The sequence below is a fragment of the Pseudoxanthomonas sp. USHLN014 genome, assembly GCF_037153335.1.
Taxonomy (GTDB): domain Bacteria; phylum Pseudomonadota; class Gammaproteobacteria; order Xanthomonadales; family Xanthomonadaceae; genus Pseudoxanthomonas_A; species Pseudoxanthomonas_A winnipegensis.
In genome coordinates, this window is sequence record NZ_JBBCKO010000004.1 from 92461 (window position 1) to 112107 (window position 19647).

Sequence of the window (19647 nt, forward strand, 5' to 3'; positions counted from 1 at the left end):
TCAACCCGGCTGCTGCGGGCGCTGCTGCTGTTGTTGCTGCGGCTCGGACTGCGAATTGGGCACGCGCGATTCGGCCGTACCCAGCGCGCGCGCGGTGGCCGCGTCCATCTGGCCCGGCGCCTGCGCGGTCTTGGCCGCCTCGGCCTGCGCGCGCTTGTCCTTGTCGTCCTTGCCCTTGTCCTCGCCGGCCAGCCAGCCGCCGGTGAAGCCCGCCCGCTCCAGTCCCTTGCGGATGTGCGGGTTCTTCTTCATCACGTTCCAGACGAAGTCGTCACGATAGTTGGCGATCATCGTCAGGATCGGGCCCTGGTCGATGCCGATGTAGTCGCTGCCGACCCAGCCGTTGTCCGGCACCACGCGGCCGGTCTTGATCGGGATGTCGTAGGTGAAGCTGCGATTGAACGCATCCAGGAAGCCGTAGCTGGAATAGATGTAGTCGCCGAAGCGCTTGTGCATCTCCTCGGTGGCCGGAATCACGATCTCCGGCGCGAACGGCAGCGAGGCGATGGCCGCGGTCGGGGCGATGGTGCCGTCGTCGAAGTTGTCGCGCAGGCCGGCGCCGCGCGAGGAGTAGTGGCGGAACTCGCGCATCTCGCCGCGGTACTCCTGCTGGGTCTGCTGCGGCCCGTCCGAGGCGGTCAGGCCCCACACGTTCTCGCCGTAGTCCTTCCACTTCATCGGGTTGGAGATGGCGTACTGGCGATGGGCATAGGCGGCGCGGCGGCTGTTCTCGAAGTAGTCCATGCCGTGCTCGCGCATGTAGTCGTCCTGGATGCCGCGGAAATCGACCCAGATATGCGTGTACTGATGGGTGAACAGCGGGCCGTAGGACAGATACTCCTGGCCCTGGTAGACGCCCCAGATCTCGTTGTAGGTGCGCGTCCACACCTGCCAGGCGTCGGGCTCCACCGCATGGGTGGGCGAGCCCAGCGCCAGGATGTAGACCATCATCCCCTCGCTGTAGCCGGTCCAGTCGTGGTTGATGAAGCCGCTCTCGGGGAACCAGCCCATCGAGATCAGCGGCGAGCGCGGCTGGATCCAGGTCCAGTCCACGCGCCGGTAGATCTGCTCGGCCAGGTCGCGGATCTGCTTCTCGCGCGGGTCATCGCCGTCGTAATAGGACTGAGCGAACAGCACGCCCATCAGCAGCAGCGAGGTGTCCACCGTGGACAGCTCCACCCAGCTGGAGAAGCGCTGGCCGGTCTGCATATCCAGGAAGTGGTAGTAGAAGCCCTTGTAGCCGGCCGTGCCGGTGGGCTGCTTGCCCTGCTTGAGCTCGTAGAGGAACTTCAGCGTGGTCAGCGTGCGGTCCACCGCCTGGCTGCGGCTGACCCAGCCGTTCTCGATGCCGATCGGATAGGCGGTCAGCGCGAACCCGACCGAGGCCACCGAGGCGAACGGCCGCGACGGATAGCGGTCCGGCGTCATGCCGTTGCTTTCGTTGGTGGTGTCCCAGAAGAACTGGAAGGTCCGGCGCTCGATGTCGCGGAACAGCGCGGGCAATTCGGGTTTCTTGTCTTCCACGGGAAGCTCGACGGGCGGACGCCCGGTCACCTTGACCGGCTTGACGGGCGTGGGTTCGGGTTGCTGCTGGCAGGCCGCCAGCAGCACGGCCAGGGCCGATGCCGTCAGCGGCAGCAGCGAGGTGAGGCGTCGACGCGTCTTCAAGGCTCAAGATCCATGTAAACGTTTACACCTGCAAACGAAGTCCGGCGCAAAACGAAAGCGGTGCGGGGGTGGTGCAAGGTTAACAGCCGTGGCCTGCCGAGTCAGAGCGCCGCGGCCACCGGAGCCGAGTCGCGCACCACCAGTTCAGGCACCAGCGGCGCCGGATCGGGCAGCGCCAGCGGCGCCTTGGCCTGGATGTCCTGCAGCAGCCGCCGCAGCGCGTTGGCGCCCAGCTCGGCGATGCTGATGCGCATGGTGGTCAGCGGCGGGTGGACGAAGCGCGCCACCGGCACATCGTCGAACCCGGCCAGGACAATGTCCTGCGGCACGCGCACCCCGGCCTGGTTGAAGGCGAACAGGCAGCCCAGGGCCATGGTGTCGTTGGCGGCGAAGACCGCATCGGGCCGGGTCCCGGCCGCCAGCAGCGCGGTGCCGGCCTCCATGCCCGAGGCCTCGTCGAACCGCCCCGGCAGCACCTGCTCGGCCACCCCGGGCAGCAGCTCGGCCAGCGCATCGCGATAGCCGCGCAGCCGCTCGGCCGCGTCGAAGTTGCAGGCCGGCCCGGCGATGAAGGCGATGCGCCTGCGGCCGCTGGCCACCAGGTGGCGCATCATCGCCACCGCGCCGCCGTGGTTGTCGATGTTCAGGACCGGATAGTCGCCATGCGGCAGGTGCGTGTTGATCAGCACCACCGGCAGACCGTCGGGCAGGTTGTCGGTGAGGAAACCCGGCTGGTCGGCATAGGGCGAGAGCACCAGCAGCCCATCCACGCGCCCGCGCATCGCGCGCAGCGCCGCGCCCTGGGCGTCCTGGGCGCCGTGGTAGCTGGACACCAGCAGATGGCGGCGGTGCTCGCGCGCCACCCCGTCGATGCCGCGGATCAGCTCGGAGAAGAACTCGCCGTACAGGTCCGGCAGGACCACGCCGATGGTCTGGGTGCTGCGGCTGCTCAGGCTGCGCGCGGCGGCATGCGGCTGGTAGCGCAGGCGCCGGGCGGTCTCCAGGACCAGCTTGCGGACCTCCTCGGCGACGTTGTCGTGACCGTTGAGCGCCCGCGAGACGGTCGCCACCGAGACCTGCGCCTCGCGCGCCACATCCCGGATGGTGATGGTTCCGTTGCGCGACATCCGCCCTCCGCGGTCTGGCTGACTGGTTCTGGCGCGGAATGTAAGCGCTTCCACTCCGCGCGGTCCATCCTACCTTGGGCCGATGCTAGGGCGACGCCGGATCAAAAGCCCGCGAAATCGGTGCCGTCGCACGCCTGTGCAACCCGCGCACGCTCAGGCGCTGGCGGCCTCGCCCGGGGTCTGGGCGACGATGCTCATGGCATGGATGTCGGTCTGCATCATCGGGCCCAGCGCGGCATACACCAGCCGGTGCCGGGCCAGCGGCAGCTTGCCGGCGAAGGCCTCGCTGACCACCCGCACCTTGAAATGCCCGCGGCCGTCGCGCGCGCCGGCGTGGCCGGCGTGGCGGTGGCTCTCGTCCTCCAGCTCCAGCACCGTCGGCGCAAGGCCGGCGTCCAGCGCCTGGCGGATGCGCTCGATCCGCGTCGCCTCGTTCACGGCAGCACCTTCAGGAACGGGCGCACGTCCACCCGCGCATAGACGCCGGCCAGCGCGTAGGGGTCGGCGTCGGCCCAGGCGCGCGCATCCTCCAGCGAGTCGAACTGCGCGATCACGATGCTGCCGCTGAAGCCGGCCGGGCCTGGATCGGGCGAATCGATCGCCGGGCACGGCCCGCACACCAGCAGCCGGCCGGCATCGAGCAGCGCCTGCAGCCGCGCCAGGTGCGCCGGGCGCGCCGGCTGGCGCAGCGGCAGGGAATCGGGGACATCATGGCCTTCGATGGCGTACCACATGGCATTAAGACCGCTGGACTTCGGATGGGCCTGCGATTGTACGGATGCGCCCGCGCTGGACAGGCGGCCGGCCAAACCGTACTCTGCGAACCTGATTGGCACGGCACGACCCGCAGCGGCCATCGCCCAGGCCCGCCCGGACCTGCCCGCGACCCACACGCTGCCAAGCGCGTCCTTAAGGCCAGACCACCTGATCCTTCGTTGCCCGCCGCCCTCCCCACAGGCGAGCGCCGCATTGGCTGACGTGCGCACCGCGACCGCCCACGCAAGGCTTGACCACCTGCAGTACCCCGGCGCCGCCCCTTGCGGGAAGCGCATGCCCCCTGGCAATCGCAGGGCCGGCCCCGGCGTTCCCCCACGCCAACCGGTCCGGACCGCAGTGTTGACGCGACCCGCTTTCGACCCTCGATGACATCGCAATCCGCGCCCGACGCGACCGCTTCCACCGACAAGCCGCAAAGCCCGCAGCAGCACGAGATGCCGCTGGCGATGGTGCATGGCCAGCCGGTGCTGCAGATCCCGCAGGATCTGTACATCCCGCCGGACGCGCTGGAGGTCATCCTCGATGCCTTCGAGGGCCCGCTGGACCTGCTGCTGTACCTGATCCGCCGGCAGAACCTGGACATCCTGGACATCCCGGTGCTGGAGATCACCCGCCAGTACGTGAATTACATCAACGTCATGCAGGAGCTGCGCTTCGAGCTGGCGGCCGAATACCTGGTGATGGCCGCGATCCTGGCCGAGATCAAGTCGCGCATGCTGCTGCCGCGGCCGCAGGCCGAGGACGGCGAGGAAGGCGACCCGCGCGCCGACCTGGTGCGCCGCCTGCAGGAGTACGAGCGCTTCAAGCAGGCCGCCGAGGACATCGACGCCCTGCCCCGCCTGGACCGCGACACTGCCGTGGCCCACGCCCATGTGCCGGACCGCACCGCCATCAAGGTGCCGCCGGAGGTGGACCTGAAGGAGATGCTGCTGGCGCTGCACGATGTGCTCAAGCGCGCCGAGCTGTTCTCCGGCCACGCGATCAAGCGCGAGGCGCTGAGCGTGCGCCAGCGCATGGGCGAGGTGCTCTCGCGGCTGGAGGACGGCAAGTTCCACCGCTTCGAGACCATGTTCACCGTGGCCGAGGGCCGGCTCGGCGTGCTGGTGACCTTCCTGGCGATGCTGGAGCTGGCCAAGGAGCAGCTGCTGGACATCGTCCAGGAGGCGCCGCTGGCGCCGATCTACATCAAGTCCCTGGCGCTGAACAACACCAACGAGCCGCTGCAGTTCTCCAGCGAGTTCGACGACACCGACGCGGCCAACGACGCATGAGCGCGCCGGCCACCACGACCCGCACGCGCTGACGGCGCGGCCAAGACCCTCGCATGCACGAAGACGACGCTTTCGATACCGACACCGCGACCGCCCCGGTCGCCCAGGCGGACCAGGGCCTGATCAACCGCATCGTGGAGGCCGCGCTGCTGGCCTCGGCCCAGCCGATGAGCCTGGCGCAGCTGGCCGAGCTGTTCCCGGAGGACCGCCCGGCGCCGGAAGGCAGCCTGGACCTGGCGCTGGAACAGCTCGCCCAGGCCTGCGCCGAGCGCGGCGTGGAGCTGGTCGAAGTGGCCAGCGGCTGGCGCTACCAGGTCAAGCCGGACGTGCACGCCTGGGTCAGCCGCATGTGGACCGAGCGCAAGACCCGCTACACCCGCGCCACTCTGGAGACCCTGGCGCTGATCGCCTACCGCCAGCCGATCACCCGCGGCGAGATCGAGCAGGTGCGCGGCGTGGCGGTCAGCAGCAACATCATCCAGGCGCTGGAAGAGCGCGAGTGGATCCGCGTGGTCGGCCACCGCGACGTGCCCGGCAGGCCGGCGCTGTTCGGCACCACCAAGGGCTTCCTGGACTACTTCGGGCTCAAGCGCCTGGACGAACTGCCGCCGCTGTCCGAGCTGAAGGACATCGCCGAGCTCGACCCGCAGCTGCCGCTGCCCGGCGCCCCGCTGCCGGCCCGCGCCGCCGCCGAGGGCCAGCCCGACGCGGATGCGGATGCAGATGCAGATGCGGAGGCCGCGCCGGCCGATGACGCCGCCAGCGCCGACGAAGACGGCGAACAGCCGGCCTTCCCCGACTCCCCGCCGGCGCAGGACGCGCCGGACGCCGACGGCGACCTGCCGCCGCCGGCCACGCAGGACGCCCCCGACCTCGACGCGCCCGCCGCGGACGCAGCCGAACCCACCGACGCGCCGCAGACCGACGCGCCGGCTTCCACCACCCACCAAGAAGACGACGCCGATACGGTCTCGTCGGAGCACAAACATGAGTGACACCCCCCGCAGCAAGCTCTCGCTGAAGCGCGACGCCGCCGCAGCCCCCGAAGTCCGCCTGGAGGAACGCCTGCACAAGGTGCTGGCCCAGGCCGGCCTGGGCTCGCGCCGCGCGCTGGAGCAGCGCATCGCCGATGGCCTGGTCAAGGTCAACGGCCAGACCGCGCAGATCGGCATGTCCATCGGCAGCGGCGACCGCGTCGAGCTGGACGGCCGCAGCTTCGTGGCCAGCGCGCTGACCGAGCCCACCCGCGTGCTGATCTACAACAAGCCCGAAGGCGAGGTGACCACGCGCGAGGATCCCGAAGGCCGGCCGACCGTGTTCGAGGCCCTGCCCGCGCTCAAGGGCGCGCGCTGGATCGCCATCGGCCGCCTGGACATCAACACCACCGGCCTGCTGCTGCTGACCACCGACGGCGAGCTGGCCAACGCGATGATGCACCCCTCCTTCGAGGTCAGCCGCGAGTACGTGGTGCGCGTGCGCGCCCCGGAAGGCCAGGACACCGTGCCGGACAACCTGGTCGATCGCCTGCGCCGCGGCGTAGCGCTGGAGGACGGCCCGGCCAAGTTCGACGAGATCGAACGCATCGGCGGCACCGACTCGCACGACTGGTACCGCGTGACCCTGAGCGAGGGCCGCAACCGCGAGGTGCGCCGCCTGTGGGAATCGCAGGGCTGCCAGGTCAGCCGCCTCAAGCGCATCCGCTACGGCGCCATCGAACTGCCGCAGCCGCTGCTGCGCGGCCAGTCGCAGGAGCTGCCCGACGCCCAGGTCCAGGCGCTGCGCAAGCAGCTGGGCCTGGAGGACGGCGCCCCGGCCGCGCTGACCCTGCAGCCGGTGATCGGCCAGCGCAAGGCGGCCAAGGCCACGCTGCAGATCAATGCGCGCGGTGCCGGCAACGCCTACGTCAACGGCCACAGCACCGCCGACGAAGGTCGCGAGCTGCGCCGCTTCGACAACGTGCGCGAGGATCGCGGCCGTGGCCGCGGCAAGGGCGGCGGCTTCAAGGGCGGCCTGACCGTCAGCGGCGAAGCGGCGGCCAAGCAGTCGCAGAAGCCGTTCAAGCAGCGCAAGGAAAAGGGTCCCAAGCCGCTGCCGGAAGGCAACCCGGCCGCGTTCCGCAGCTGGTACGTGCCCGACGGCGTGGACACCGGCCCGAGCGGCCACCGCAACGCCGGCCCGAAGAAGCCCTTCGGCGGCAAGCCGGCCGGCGGCCAGCGCCGCGGTCCGGGTGGTGGTGGGGGTGGCGGCGGCAACAGCCCCTATGGCGGCGGCTTCGGCGACGAGCGCGGTCCGCGCGGCCAGGGCGCAGGCCAAGGCCAGCAGCGCAAGGCCAAGCCGTACGGGCATCCGGGCAATGCGCCCAGCTTCCCGTCCGACCACGCCACGCCCGGCAGCTATAGCCCGTACGGCCAGCGCCAGGGCCAGGCCCGCCCCGGCGGTCGTCCGGCCGGCGGCAACCGCCCCGGTGGCAACGGCCCGCGTCCGGGTGGCAACCGCGGCCCGGGCGGCAATCGTTCCGGCGGCGCGCCGCGCGGTCGCGGTCCGCGGGGCGGCGGCCAGGGCTGATCCGGCCGGCGGACGCGCGGTCTCGCGCGTCCGCACCTGGCGCCCGTCGGCCGACGCGTGCGCGGATATGAGAACCAATCTCATCTTCGCGGCTATACTGGAACGCGTTCCTCTCCCCTGCCCAACACGATCCGCCCATGTCTTCCGCTTACGGCGCCGAAACGGTGCTTGAGGTCCGTCACTGGACCGACGACTACTTCAGCTTCACCACCACGCGCAGCGAGGCCTTCCGCTTCGAGAACGGCCAGTTCGTGATGATCGGCCTGGAGGGCGAAACCCGCCCGCTGCTGCGCGCCTACTCGATCGCTAGCGCCAACTGGGAAGAGCAGCTGGAGTTCTTCAGCATCAAGGTGCCCAACGGCCCGCTGACCTCGCGCCTGCAGCACATCCGGCCGGGCGACAGCGTCCTGATCGGGCGCAAGCCCACCGGCACCCTGCTGATCTCCGACCTGCACCCGGGCCGGCACCTGTACCTGCTGGGCACCGGCACCGGCATGGCGCCGTGGCTGAGCATCGTCAAGGACCCGGAGACCTACGAGCGCTTCGACAAGGTGATCCTCACCCACGGCGTGCGCTACGAGAAGGACCTGGCCTACCGCGACTACTTCGAGCGCGAGCTGCCGCAGCACGAGTTGCTGGGCGAGCTGCTGCGCGAGCGGCTGCTGTACTACCCGGCGGTGACGCGCGAGCCGTTCCGCAACCAGGGCCGGCTGACCGAGCTGCTGGGCAGCGGGCAGATGGCCCAGACGCTGGGCCTGCCGCCGATCGACCCGGCGCGCGATCGCTTCATGATCTGCGGCAGCCCGCAGATGCTGGCCGACCTGCGCACGCTGCTGGACAGCCGCGGCTTCGAGGCCTCCCCGCGCATCGGCAGCCCCGGCCACTACGTGTTCGAGCGCGCCTTCGTCGAGAAGTAGTCGGCAAGCCTCTCTGCAGACGCCGCCCTTGTGGCCCCTTGGCCGATGGCGGCTCCCTGTAGAGCGGAGCTTGCTCCGCTGGGGCTTCCCCCACGAACCGAACGAGGAGCAGCGGACTGTAGAGCGGAGCTTGCTCCGCTGGGGCTTTCTCCACGAACCGAACGAAGAGCAGCGGAGCAAGCTCCGCTCTACAAGTAGGCCGCGGCTTGATCGGAGAGATGGTTAGCAGGCAGGAGTCGCTGCGCGCGCTCAGCCCAGCGCGTCCTCGATGTCCCGCGCCAACGACGCGGGCGCGTTGCGCGATCCGTAGCGGCGCAGGACCTGGCCGTTGCGGCCGACCAGGAACTTGGTGAAGTTCCACTTGATGCGCTCGGTGCCGAATACCCCCGGCCGGTCGTGCTTGAGCCGCTGCCACAGCGGATGCGCGTTCGGGCCGTTGACCTCGACCTTGGCGAACATCGGGAAGGTCACCGCGTAGTTGAGGCTGCAGAAGGCGCGGATCTGCGCCTCGTCGCCCGGCTCCTGATGGCCGAACTGGTCGCAGGGAAAGCCCAGCACCACCAGCCCGCGATCGCGATACTGCTGCCACAGCAGCTCCAGGCCGCCGTACTGCGGCGTGAACCCGCACTGGGAGGCGACATTGACGATCAGCAGGACCGAGCCGGCCCAGTCGGCCAGCGGCTGCTCGTGGCCATTGATGTCCAGCGCCGCGAATTCGAAAACACCCCGCATGCCTACCTTCCGTTGTCCCTGGCCGACCGATCATAGGCGCCATGACGGCGCCCCACCTAATGTTATGTGAGTTACGTCACAAATTTTAGGCTATCGAGCGTGGCCGGTCACGCGTGACGATTGCGTCAGTCCATGCCTTCGGTCATGGGCTGCGGCGCCGGGTCCCGGTTAGCCTCGGGGGTCGATGTCCACCACCCCGATCCGGAGCCACATGACCTACCGCCTGACCCTGGCGCTCGCCCTCGCCCTTGGAACCGCCATGCCCGCTTACGCCCAGACCTCCGCGACGCCCGCCGCCAGCCAGGCCAGCAATCCGTTCTTCGTCCAAAGCCCGCTGCCGCTGCACTACCCGCAGTTCGACAAGATCACCGACGCCGATTTCGCCCCGGCCTTCGATGCCGGCATGGCGCAGCAGCTCAAGGAGATCGCGGCGATCGCCGACAACCCGGCCAAGCCGAGCTTCGACAACACCTTCGTGGCGCTGGAGCAGAGCGGCCAGCTGCTGGATCGGGCGACCTCGGTGTTCTTCAACCTGGTCGGCACCGACACCAACGACACGCGCAAGCAGCTGCAGGCCGACTACGCCGGCAAGTTCGCCGCGCACCGCGATGCGATCAACCTCAACGGCAAGCTGTTCGTGCGCATCCAGACCCTCTACGACGGCCGCGCCGGCCTGGGCCTGGATCCGCAGAGCCTGCGCCTGGTCGAGAAGGTGTACGGCGACTTCGTGCGCTCCGGCGCCAAGCTCTCCGAGGCGGACAAGACCCGCCTGAAGGCGATGAATGCCGAGCTGGCCACGCTGTCGACCAAGTTCAGCCAGAACGTGCTGGCCGAGGTCAACGATTCGGCCCTGGTGCTGGACGATGCCAGGCAGCTCGACGGCCTGAGCGCGGCGGAGATCGCCGCCGCGGCCGACGAAGCCAAGGCGCGCAAGCTGCCCGGCAAGTACGTGCTGACCCTGCTCAACACCACCGGCCAGCCGCCGCTGACCCATCTGACCGACCGGGCCACGCGCGAGCAGCTATTCAAGGCCTCGGTGAACCGCGGCAGCCGCGGCAACGCCTACGACAACACCGCCATCGTCTCGCGCATCATGACCCTGCGCGCGCAGAAGGCGAAGATGCTCGGCTATCCCAACTACGCCGCCTACTCGCTGGAGAACCAGACCGCCAAGACGCCCGAGGCCGTCAACGCGATGCTGGGCAAGCTGGCTCCGGCCGCCGTGGCCAACGCCAAGCGCGAGGCCGCCGACCTGCAGGCGATGATCGACGCCGAGCAGAAGGCCGCCGGCAAGCCGAGCTTCGAACTGGCCGCCTGGGACTGGGCCTTCTACAGCGAGAAGGTGCGCCAGGCCAAGTACAACTTCGACGAGTCCCAGCTCAAGCCCTACCTGGAGATGCGCAACGTGCTGGAAAACGGCGTGTTCTACGCCGCCAACCAGGAGTTCGGCCTGAGCTTCAAGGAGCGCCACGATCTGCCCAAGTACCACGCCGACACCTTCGTCTACGACGTGTTCGATGCCGACGGCTCGCAGCTGGCGATCTTCATCTTCGACCCGTATGCGCGCGCGTCCAAGCGCGGCGGCGCGTGGATGAATTCCTACGTGTCGCAGTCCGCGCTGACCGGCGACAAGCCGGTGGTGGCCAACCACCTCAACATCCCCAAGCCGCCGGCCGGCCAGCCGACGCTGCTGACCTGGGACGAGGTCACCACTGCCTTCCACGAGTTCGGCCATGCCCTGCATGGCATGTTCTCCGACGTGAAGTACCCCTACTTCTCCGGCACCAGCGTGCCGCGCGACTTCGTCGAGTTCCCCTCGCAGGTCAACGAGATGTGGGCCGACGATCCGGCGATCCTGCGTCACTACGCCAAGCACCACCAGACCGGCGCGCCGATGCCGCAGGCCCTGCTCGACAAGGTCGTGGCCGCGGCCAAGTTCAACCAGGGCTTCGCCACCACCGAATACCTGGGCGCGGCGATGCTGGACCAGCGCTGGCACCAGATCACCGAGGACCAAGTCCCGGCTGCGTCCGGCGTGGTGGACTTCGAAGCCAAGGCGCTGGCGGCCGATGGCATCGCCTACGCGCCGGTGCCGCCGCGCTACCGCACGCCCTACTTCAGCCACATCATGGGCGGCTATTCGGCCGGCTACTACGCCTACATCTGGTCCGAGGTGCTGGATGCGAACACCCAGCAGTGGTTCAAGCAGCACGGCGGCCTGAGCCGCGCCAACGGCGACCGCTTCCGCAAGACCCTGCTCTCCCAGGGCGGCAGCCAGGACGCGATGAAGCTGTTCGTCGACTTCACCGGACACGCGCCGCGGATCGAACCGCTGCTGGAGAAGCGCGGTCTGGATGCGAAGGCGGACTGAGGGCTTGCGAGCAGCAGGCAAGTCGCGTCGCCGCAGGGCGGTGACGCGACTCTGTCGACGGGATGAGTGGGCGGCGGTGAGCGTATTTCGCCCACCCGCCTCGACCACGCCGAGCGCGGCCCCTCGGCTCGGCTCCCCCTCGATGGCCAACGCTTGAATGGAAAAAGATTGACCGCGCCTCACGGCCAGGTGGGAACAACTGTCTCCTCAAATCTCGCAGCGGCCTGCCTGTAGAGCGGAGCTTGCTCCGCTGGGGCCTTCCCCACAAACCGAACGAAACGCAGCGGAGCAAGCTCCGCTCTACGGGTGGGAGCCGCCATGGCAGCTATGGGGCTCTACCGGGGAAGCCTCATCGCCGCCATGGCGGCTCCCACAGGGATTGGGTCCGGCACTCCTCGATCCGAGGCCATCAGACATGACGCGCGCGGCAGCGGGCCGGCGGGCGGTGTCCGCGCCTAGCGAGGCAGGATGCCGAGCGCCCGAATCAGGGCAGGATGCCCTGATTGAGGGAAAAGCGGTCATCGCCCGCCGGCTCGATGCCACTCCGGAGTCAGGGCCCCTCAACCACCGATCAGGTGAAAAGCCATAAAGCGCCACGAAAAAGCCCGGCTTGCGCCGGGCTCTTTTGTCTAGCTTTCCTTAAAAAGCGTCACGCACTCAGGGCTTGGGCGGCGTCGCAATACGCAGCCCGTCACCCGCCGGCGTCACGGGATAGATCCGCCCGGTCTTCGGGTCCAGCACCTGGTTGTTACCAACCTGCACCGCGCCCGGCACCAGCCGGCCCTGCGCATCGATCACGCGCGCGGGCGTCGCCGGCGCGGTGGGCGTGACGCTGCTGGGCTGCGTGGGCCGCTGTGCATCCGTAGCAGGCCCCTTGGGACTGACCGGCGGCGTGGTCGCGCGCTGGCCCGCGTCCGAGCGCACCCCGGTGCTGCGCTGGGGCGACGTGCCGGAAGCATCGCGTGTATTGGGAATCTGCACCGGCTGCGGCTGGTTGAGCTGCTGCGCCTGCGCCAGCGGCGCGGCGGCCAGGATCGGCAGGGCCGCGATCGACAGGATGACGGTCCGGTTGAGCATGACCGAACTCCTTTGTGTGAGTGTCCGGCCACGCTAGCGCGATGCCGCTGGCTGCGCGGTGAAGCCCGCTCCGCGCCCGCGGCGCGGTTCAGCCGGCCGCGGGCGCCTCGACCAGCGCGCGCACCCGGCGCGGCCGACTCGGGAACGCATGGCGCACGATGCGCCAGGCCACCTGGCTGAACTGCTTGAACAGCGAGCCGGTGTTGTAGTGCTGCCCGTAGCGCGCACAGATCTCGCGCACCTCCGCCGCCATCTCGCTGTAGCGGTTGGCCGGGATGTCGGGGAAGAAGTGATGCTCGATCTGGTGGCTCAGATCGCCGGTGAGCACGTCCACCAGCGCACCGCCGGAGATGTTGGACGAGCCGCGCAGCTGGCGCAGATACCAGTGGCCACGGCTCTCGTTGCGCACGCAGTCCTTGGGGAAGGTCTCCGCATCGGCGGTGAAGTGACCGCAGAAGATCACCACATAGGTCCAGATGCTGCGCAGCATGTTCGCCGCCAGGTTGCCCAGCAGCACCGGCAGGAACCACGGCCCGGCCAGCGCCGGGAACAGCACATAGTCCTTCAGCACCTGCCGGCCTATCTTGCGGCCGACCGGCGCGAACTGCGCGCGCAGCTGCCTGAAGCTCATCTTGCCGGCCAGCCAGCGGCCCAGGCGCAGGTCCTGGATCGCCACGCCCCACTCGAACAGCAGGCAGAACACCACCGCAATCGGCGGCTGCAACAGGTAGAACGGCTTCCAGCGCTGCTCGGGGAAGATGCGCAGCAGGCCGTAGCCGATGTCGTCGTCCAGCCCGCGCACGTTGGTGTAGGTGTGGTGGCGGAAGTTGTGGGTCTTCTTCCAGTTCTCGCTGGTGGCCACGATGTCCCACTCGTAGCTGCGGCTGTGCAGCTGCGGATCGCCCATCCAGTCGTACTGGCCGTGGATCACGTTGTGGCCGACGGTCATGTTCTCCAGGATCTTGGACAGCGCCAGCAGCGCGGTGCCGAGCACGCACAGCGGCCACAGCAGCGCCGGCACGAAGGCCCCGCCCACCGCGCCGGCGAACAGCGCGATGCGGCCCAGCGCGCCGCTCCAGCGCACCGCCGCGACCGCGCGGCGGATGTAGCGCGCATCGCGTGCGCCGAGCGTGGCCACGGTGCGGGCGCGCAGGGCGTCCAGCTCGGCGCCGAAGCGCTGCAGCTCGTCCTGGGACAGGGGGCGGTTGTGCTTGCTCATCTAAAGGTCCAGCGTCAGGTCGGTGGCCGCGGCGCTGATGCACAGGCGCACGGTGGCGTCGGGCTCGCCCGAACGCGCATTGGTCTGGGTGTCGCGGGTGATGCCCTCGCGCCGGGTGCAGGCGCAGGTATTGCAGATGCCCATGCGGCAGCCCGAGGCCGGGCGCAGGCCCTGCGCCTCCAGCGCCTCCAGCAGCGACGCGTCGCGCGGCACGGTCAGCGTGCGCCCGCTGCGTGACAGGGTGAGGGCAACGCTGCCGCCCTCGCCCGGCAGCGCGCGCGGCGGGGTGAAGGCCTCGGCCTCGAACCGCACCACGCGCCCTTCCAGCTGCGCGCGCGCGCTCTGGACGAAGCCGTGCGGGCCGCAGGCGAACACCTGGCGATGGCCGAGCTCGGGCACCAGCGCGGCCAGGTCGGTGTCGTCGATGCGCGGCGCCGCCGGGCCATCGGCCTGACGGGTCAGCCGCAGATGGACGCGCAGCCCGCGATGGCGCGCGGCCAGCGCGGCAAGTTCGTCGGCGAAGCAGACCTCGGCGCGGGTGCGCGCCCAGTAGACCAGGTCCAGCTCGACCGGCATGCCGGCCGCGTCCAGCTCGCGCAGCATCGCCATCAGCGGCGTGATGCCGCTGCCGGCGGCCAGGAACAGCCAGGGCCCGTGCACGGCGGCCGGCAGGGTCATGGTGCCGAAGGCCGCGCCCAGCGCGAACACCTCGCCGATGCGCGCGTGCCGGCACAGGTGCCGGCTGACCCGCCCGCCTTCGACCTCACGCACGGTGATCTCGAGCCGGTTGCCGGCGACCTTGCTGGGGCTGTAGCTGCGGGTGATCCGGGCGCCGTCCAACTCCACGCCCAGGTTGATGTGCTGACCGGCGCGCAGCCCGGCGAAATGGCGGTTGGTCTGCAGCACCAGCGTGACCGCGCCTTCGGCGGCCTGGCGGCGCTCGCGCAGGCGCGCCAGCGGGCGCTCCCAGCTCCACAGCGGGTGGACCCGGCTGGCCCAGAAGTCGAAGACCGCCGGCTCGACCAGGCGACGGGCGACGCGCTGGACCGGGGAGCTGGAACGAGGACGACGGATCGCATTCATGACCATGCACTATACATGCGTGAGAACGGATGTCTATACACTTGTATATTCATGTGAGGGGCTATGATGGCGGCGCCCCGCACGGACCAGGATCCGCAGTGCCCGCTACCGAGTCCGCCGCCATCGACCCCAGCTCAGACGACGCCAGCGGCGGCCGCCGCGCCGCCATTTCGCGCCAGGACCTGCTGGCCGCCGCCCTGCGCCTGGTCGGCCCGCACCGCAGCCTGTCCTCGCTGAGCCTGCGCGAGGTCGCCCGCGAGGCCGGGATCGCGCCGAACAGCTTCTATCGCCAGTTCCGCGACATGGACGAGCTGGCCGTGGCCCTGATCGACCTGGCCGGCCGCTCGCTGCGTCAGATCATCGGCCAGGCCCGCCAGCGCGCGGCCTCGACCGACCGCAGCGTGATCCGCCTGTCGGTGGAGACTTTCATGGAGCAGTTACGGGCCGACGACAAGCTGCTGCACGTGATGCTGCGCGAGGGCATGGTCGGCTCGGACGCGTTCAAGGCGGCGGTCGAGCGCGAGCTCACCTACTTCGAGGACGAGCTGCAGGTGGACCTGGTGCGCCTGGCGGCGGCCGAGGGCGCCACCCTGCACCAGCCGGCCCTGGTCTCCAAGGCGATCACCCGCCTGGTGTTCGCCGCCGGCGCCAGCGCCATGGACCTGCCGCGCGAACGCGATCCGGAGCTGATCGGCCAGCTCTCCACCATGCTGCGCATGATCCTGACCGGCTCGCGCGCGATGGCCAAGGGCGTGGGCATCGATCGCTGACGCTTGCCCTCAAGTTCGAACAAGCACGCAGACGGAAGAGCGCGATGACGGCAGCGACGGCAAATCCCAAGGTGGATGCATTCATGGTGCGGGCCGAGCGTTGGCGGGCCGAGTTCGAGGCGCTGCGATCGATCCTGCGCCAGACGCCGCTGACCGAGGACCTGAAGTGGGGGCAGCCCTGCTATGCGTTGGGCAAGGGAAACGTCGTGCTGATGCACGGCTTCAAGGAGTACTGCGCCCTGCTGTTCATGAAGGGCGCCCTGATACCCGACCCGGATGGCCTGCTGGTCCAGCAGACCGAGTACGTACGATCGGCGCGGCAGATCCGCTTCACCGCACTGGATCAGATCAAAGGCAAAGCGGCGACACTGAAGGCCTATGTCGAGGCGGCCATTGCGGTCGAACAGGCCGGGCTCAAGATCGCCCCCAGGAAGACCACCGATTTTCCCGTGGCGGACGAGTTCCGCGCGCGGCTGGAGGAAAACGCGGCGCTGAAGGCCGCCTTCGAAGGCCTGACGCCGGGCCGCCAACGCGGTTATCTGCTGCATTTCTCGTCGGCCAAGCAGTCCAAGACCCGCCAGGCGCGGGTCGAGAAAAACCTTGCGCGGATCATGGCCGGCCTCGGCCTGGACGATTGATTCGCGCTCAGGACAACGCACGCGCGATCAGCAGCGCGAAATCCGTCTCCGCCCGCAGCGTGCCCATCGCCAGTCCGTGCGCGCCGCCCAGGCGCGAGCGGCAGAACGGCTCGGCCACGGGGCTGCCCGTGTGCAGCAGCACGCCGGCCTGCAGCAGCAGCGCCAGGCGCTCGACCAGCAGGCGCGCGCCGGATTCGATCAGTTCGCGGCCGGCCAGCTGCGTGGCGACGAGGTCCAGCTGGCGGTCGTAGTCGTGATCCTGCCCGCGCGCGGCGTTCAGCTCGCCCAGCAGCGCCTGGCCGCAGTCGGGCTCCCTGCCCAGGGCGCGCAGCACGTCCAGGCACTGGATATTGCCGCTGCCTTCCCAGATGCCGTTGAGCGGCGACTGCCGGAACAGGCGCGGCAGGATCGATTCCTCGACGTAGCCGGCGCCGCCCAGGCATTCCTGTGCCTCGTTGACGAAGGCCGGCGCGCGGCGGCATAGCCAGTACTTGCCGATGGCGGTGGTCACGCGCGCCAGCGCGGCCTCGTGCGGATCGTGCGCGGCGCGATCGACCGCGCCGGCCACGCGCAGGGCCAGGGCCAGGGCGGCCTCCCATTCCAGCGTCAGGTCGGCCAGCACGTTACGCATCAGCGCATGGGCGGCCAGCGGCTGGCCGAAGCTGGCGCGATGGCGCGCGTGGTGCACGGCGTGGGCCAAGGCCATGCGCATCTCGGCGGTCGCGCCGAGCATGCAATCCAGACGGGTGAGCATGACCATCTGCAGGATGGTGGTCACGCCGCGCCCTTCCTCGCCAATGCGCCGCGCCCAGGCGCCGGTGAACTCGACCTCGCTGGACGCGTTGGCCCAGTCGCCCAGCTTGTCCTTGAGCCGCATCAGCCGGAAGGCGTTCTTCTGGTCATCGGGCAGGCGGCGCGGCATCAGGAAGCAGCTCAGCCCGCCCGGCGCCTGGGCCAGGACCAGCCAGCCGTCGGACATGGGCGCGGAGAAGAACCACTTGTGCCCGACCAGCGCGTATTCGCCCTCGCCCGCCAGCGGCGTGGCGCGCGTGGCGTTGCTGCGCACGTCCGAGCCGCCCTGCTTCTCGGTCATGCCCATGCCGAGCGTGATGCCGGCCTTGTCGGCGATGGGCACATCGCGCGGGTCGTAGTGCGGGGCGGCGGCCTTGTCCGCCCATTCGCGCAGGGCGGGCTCGCGGCGCAGCACCGGGACCGCGGCGTGGGTCATGGTCAACGGGCAGCTGGTGCCGGCCTCGGCCTGGTGATGCAGATAGCTGAGTGCGGCCCGGGCGACATGCGCGCCCGGCCGCGGCGTGTGCCAGGACAACCCGGCGACGCCGCCGGCCTTGGCCGCGTGCAGCAGCTGGTGATAGGCGGGATGGAATTCGACCAGATCGATGCGATGGCCGAAGCGGTCGTGCGTCTTCAGCCGCGGCTTGTCACGATTGGCGTCGAAGCCCAGGGCATAGAGTTCGCTGCCTGCCTGTGCGCCATAGGCCCGCAGCGCGGCGGCGAAGTCGCCGGCGCCTTCGCGCATGCAGTCCTCACGCAGCACTACATCGTCGGTCCAGAGATCGCGCGGCGCGAACTCCGGCGGCTGGTTGTCGACCGTGTGGGTCTCGAAGGCGGGCGTGGCGCGGTGTTCCATCATCGGTGTCCTCCCGCGCCGATTGTGCCGCAGGAACGGTCAGCCGCCCTGCTGCAGCGCGACGACCTTGACGTCGACATCCTTGCAGGCCGCGTCGTTGCACACGCCGTTGATCCACACCTGGCCGCTGCCCAGCATCACGCCGTTCTGGTTCACCTGGAGCGCGCCATAGCGCTGGGCGGTGATGACCTGCGCGATGGCAGGCGTCAGGATCTGCTCGTACTGCGCGACGAAGTCCTGCGCGTTGTCGATGCGCCGCTTGCGATCGGCCAGGCGCACCTCGAAGGGATAGCGCATCAGCGCCGCCACCGCGGGGCGGTCGTCCGCCTTGACTGCCGCCTGCAGCCGCTCCAACACGCTGCGATAGGCCGCGTGAGCGCCCAGGACCTGATCGATGCGGGCATCGACCTCGGCGTCCTTGTCCGACGCCTGCGGCGCAGCCGGTTCTGAGGCCGGCATCGATGCGACCGGTGTCGTGGAAGCCGCAGGCGCTGAAGCAACCGGTGCGCCGGCCTGCGGCGCCTCGGGTGCACAGGCGCTTAGCGCAAGCATCAGCATGGGTAGCAGCGTTGTTTTCATGAGTCCTCCCGGGATCTGCTTGTCTGCAGCTTGCCCACGGGGGTGTTGTGGTGGCGTAAGCCCGATGCGTCAGCTGCGGTTCGGGTTCGATCTCAGGTTCTGAGACGGCCCGTCCCAACGTTGGCGGCCTGTGCACATCCCAGTCCGCACCCTCCCGACCATGGCCCAAGCCTCAAACGACCTGATCGTCCTGCGTCCCGAAGGGCTGTATTGCCCGGCCGGCGATTTTCATATCGATCCCTGGCGGCCGGTGCCGCGCGCGGTGATCACCCACGGTCACGGCGACCACGCGCGCACCGGCATGGGCCGTTACTGGGCCACGCGCGAGAGCCTGCCGATCCTGCAGTGGCGGCTGGGCGAGCAGGACTACGCCATCCACGATTACGGCGAGGCCTTCCGGATCGGCGATGCGCGCCTGTCGCTGCATTCGGCCGGCCATGTCCTGGGCTCGGCGCAGGTGCGGGTGGAAGTGGGCGATCAGGTCTGGGTCGCCTCGGGCGACTACAAGCGTCAGCCGGACCCGACCTGCGCGCCGTTCGAGGTGGTGCAGTGCGACACCTTCATCACCGAGGCGACCTTCGGCCTGCCCATCTACCGCTGGCCGGACACGACCGAGGTCGCGCGCGAGATCGTCGCCTGGCGCCGGCACTGCGCGCAGCGCGGCGAGGCGGCGATCCTCTACTGCTACGCACTGGGCAAGGCGCAGCGGCTGCTGGCCGAGCTACGCGATCTGGACGATCAGCCGGCGCTGCTGCACGGCGCGATCCAGGCCGGCGTGGAGCTCTATCGCGGCGCCGGCATCGCCATGCTCGACACCTTGCCGGTGTCGGAGACGGCCAAGGGCAGCGACTACGCCGGCCAACTGATCCTGGCGCCGCCGTCGGCGGCGGGCAGCCCGTGGATCCGGCGCTTCCGCAAGGCCCAGCAGGGCTTCGCCTCGGGCTGGATGCGCGTGCGCGGCAATCGCCGTCGGCGCAATTACGATCGCGGCTTCGTGGTGTCCGACCACGCCGATTGGCCCGACCTGCTGCGCACCGTGCGCGAGACCGGCGCGCGTCGGGTGATCGCCACGCACGGCAACACCGACGCCATCATCCGCGCGATGAACGAGGCCGGCATCGCGGCCGAAGCCTTCCGCACCGATTACGGGAGCGAGGAGTGAAGCGGGCCGTGTTGTCGCCTTCGCGCGCTTGCCTTGCTGCCTG

The 19647-nt window shown here is 69.7% G+C and carries 17 protein-coding genes and 1 pseudogene; 8 read left to right on the forward strand and 10 right to left on the reverse strand.

Annotated features, from left to right (window positions below; all coding sequences use genetic code 11):
- The 4 genes from WFQ05_RS09585 to WFQ05_RS09600 form a co-directional block, all read right to left on the reverse strand.
- On the reverse strand, positions 1 to 1668 hold the full coding sequence (locus tag WFQ05_RS09585; protein WP_130517823.1) for a glucoamylase family protein: 1668 nt from the start codon (positions 1666 to 1668) through the stop codon (positions 1 to 3).
- 101 nt (positions 1669 to 1769) lie between these two features.
- Positions 1770 to 2795, reverse strand: coding sequence for a LacI family DNA-binding transcriptional regulator (locus WFQ05_RS09590; RefSeq protein ID WP_337053624.1), 1026 nt, complete (start codon positions 2793 to 2795; stop codon positions 1770 to 1772).
- Between the two features lie 153 nt (positions 2796 to 2948).
- On the reverse strand, positions 2949 to 3233 hold the full coding sequence (locus tag WFQ05_RS09595; protein WP_337053625.1) for a BolA family protein: 285 nt from the start codon (positions 3231 to 3233) through the stop codon (positions 2949 to 2951).
- Complete coding sequence (locus tag WFQ05_RS09600) at positions 3230 to 3529, reverse strand: YciI family protein (protein ID WP_130517817.1); 300 nt, start codon at positions 3527 to 3529, stop codon at positions 3230 to 3232. The genes WFQ05_RS09595 and WFQ05_RS09600 overlap by 4 nt, the downstream gene beginning before the upstream one ends.
- A gap of 408 nt (positions 3530 to 3937) precedes the next feature.
- Here WFQ05_RS09600 and WFQ05_RS09605 point away from each other — a divergent pair, with 408 nt between their 5' ends.
- From WFQ05_RS09605 to WFQ05_RS09620, 4 genes and pseudogenes are all read left to right on the forward strand, one after another.
- Entirely contained in the window at positions 3938 to 4843 is a 906-nt protein-coding gene (locus WFQ05_RS09605; protein ID WP_337053626.1) for a ScpA family protein, read from the forward strand.
- A gap of 53 nt (positions 4844 to 4896) precedes the next feature.
- Positions 4897 to 5787: pseudogene (gene scpB / locus WFQ05_RS09610) on the forward strand (SMC-Scp complex subunit ScpB); the annotation flags it as partial.
- A 43-nt stretch (positions 5788 to 5830) separates the two neighbouring features.
- On the forward strand, positions 5831 to 7408 hold the full coding sequence (locus tag WFQ05_RS09615; protein ID WP_130522806.1) for a pseudouridine synthase: 1578 nt from the start codon (positions 5831 to 5833) through the stop codon (positions 7406 to 7408).
- 137 nt (positions 7409 to 7545) lie between these two features.
- Positions 7546 to 8325 (forward strand): ferredoxin--NADP reductase, encoded by a 780-nt coding sequence (locus WFQ05_RS09620; protein WP_337053627.1) that lies wholly within the window; start codon positions 7546 to 7548, stop codon positions 8323 to 8325.
- Positions 8326 to 8574: 249 nt separating this feature from the next.
- On the opposite strand, the gene WFQ05_RS09625 is transcribed toward WFQ05_RS09620, so the two are convergent.
- Positions 8575 to 9057 carry a glutathione peroxidase gene (locus tag WFQ05_RS09625; RefSeq protein ID WP_130517808.1) on the reverse strand — a complete coding sequence of 161 codons (483 nt, stop codon included), beginning with the start codon at positions 9055 to 9057 and terminating at the stop codon, positions 8575 to 8577.
- Positions 9058 to 9268: 211 nt separating this feature from the next.
- On the opposite strand from WFQ05_RS09625, the gene WFQ05_RS09630 reads away from it, so the two are divergent.
- The gene (locus tag WFQ05_RS09630) at positions 9269 to 11428 is read left to right on the forward strand and encodes a M3 family metallopeptidase (RefSeq protein ID WP_337053628.1); all 2160 of its coding nucleotides are present in this window, start codon (positions 9269 to 9271) and stop codon (positions 11426 to 11428) included.
- A gap of 657 nt (positions 11429 to 12085) precedes the next feature.
- Here the strand turns inward: WFQ05_RS09630 and WFQ05_RS09635 are convergent.
- The 3 genes from WFQ05_RS09635 to WFQ05_RS09645 all read right to left on the reverse strand — a co-directional run bounded on the left by WFQ05_RS09635 (position 12086) and on the right by WFQ05_RS09645 (position 14807).
- Entirely contained in the window at positions 12086 to 12505 is a 420-nt protein-coding gene (locus tag WFQ05_RS09635) for a hypothetical protein (RefSeq protein WP_337053629.1), read from the reverse strand.
- 88 nt (positions 12506 to 12593) lie between these two features.
- On the reverse strand, positions 12594 to 13724 hold the full coding sequence (locus WFQ05_RS09640; RefSeq protein ID WP_337053630.1) for an acyl-CoA desaturase: 1131 nt from the start codon (positions 13722 to 13724) through the stop codon (positions 12594 to 12596).
- The gene (locus WFQ05_RS09645) at positions 13725 to 14807 is read right to left on the reverse strand and encodes a ferredoxin reductase (RefSeq protein WP_337053631.1); all 1083 of its coding nucleotides are present in this window, start codon (positions 14805 to 14807) and stop codon (positions 13725 to 13727) included.
- A gap of 122 nt (positions 14808 to 14929) precedes the next feature.
- Between WFQ05_RS09645 and fabR the strand changes: the two genes are divergently transcribed.
- Both fabR and WFQ05_RS09655 read left to right on the forward strand, forming a co-directional pair.
- Positions 14930 to 15577 carry an HTH-type transcriptional repressor FabR gene (gene fabR / locus WFQ05_RS09650; RefSeq protein ID WP_337053776.1) on the forward strand — a complete coding sequence of 216 codons (648 nt, stop codon included), beginning with the start codon at positions 14930 to 14932 and terminating at the stop codon, positions 15575 to 15577.
- 44 nt (positions 15578 to 15621) lie between these two features.
- Positions 15622 to 16215 (forward strand): DUF1801 domain-containing protein, encoded by a 594-nt coding sequence (locus tag WFQ05_RS09655; RefSeq protein ID WP_337053632.1) that lies wholly within the window; start codon positions 15622 to 15624, stop codon positions 16213 to 16215.
- A 7-nt stretch (positions 16216 to 16222) separates the two neighbouring features.
- On the opposite strand, the gene WFQ05_RS09660 is transcribed toward WFQ05_RS09655, so the two are convergent.
- Positions 16223 to 17863 (reverse strand): acyl-CoA dehydrogenase family protein, encoded by a 1641-nt coding sequence (locus WFQ05_RS09660; protein WP_337053777.1) that lies wholly within the window; start codon positions 17861 to 17863, stop codon positions 16223 to 16225.
- A gap of 39 nt (positions 17864 to 17902) precedes the next feature.
- Positions 17903 to 18322, reverse strand: a complete 420-nt coding sequence (locus tag WFQ05_RS09665; RefSeq protein ID WP_337053633.1) for a hypothetical protein — start codon at positions 18320 to 18322, stop codon at positions 17903 to 17905.
- Between the two features lie 280 nt (positions 18323 to 18602).
- Here WFQ05_RS09665 and WFQ05_RS09670 point away from each other — a divergent pair, with 280 nt between their 5' ends.
- The gene (locus tag WFQ05_RS09670) at positions 18603 to 19604 is read left to right on the forward strand and encodes a ligase-associated DNA damage response exonuclease (RefSeq protein WP_337053634.1); all 1002 of its coding nucleotides are present in this window, start codon (positions 18603 to 18605) and stop codon (positions 19602 to 19604) included.
- Positions 19605 to 19647 lie beyond the last annotated feature (43 nt).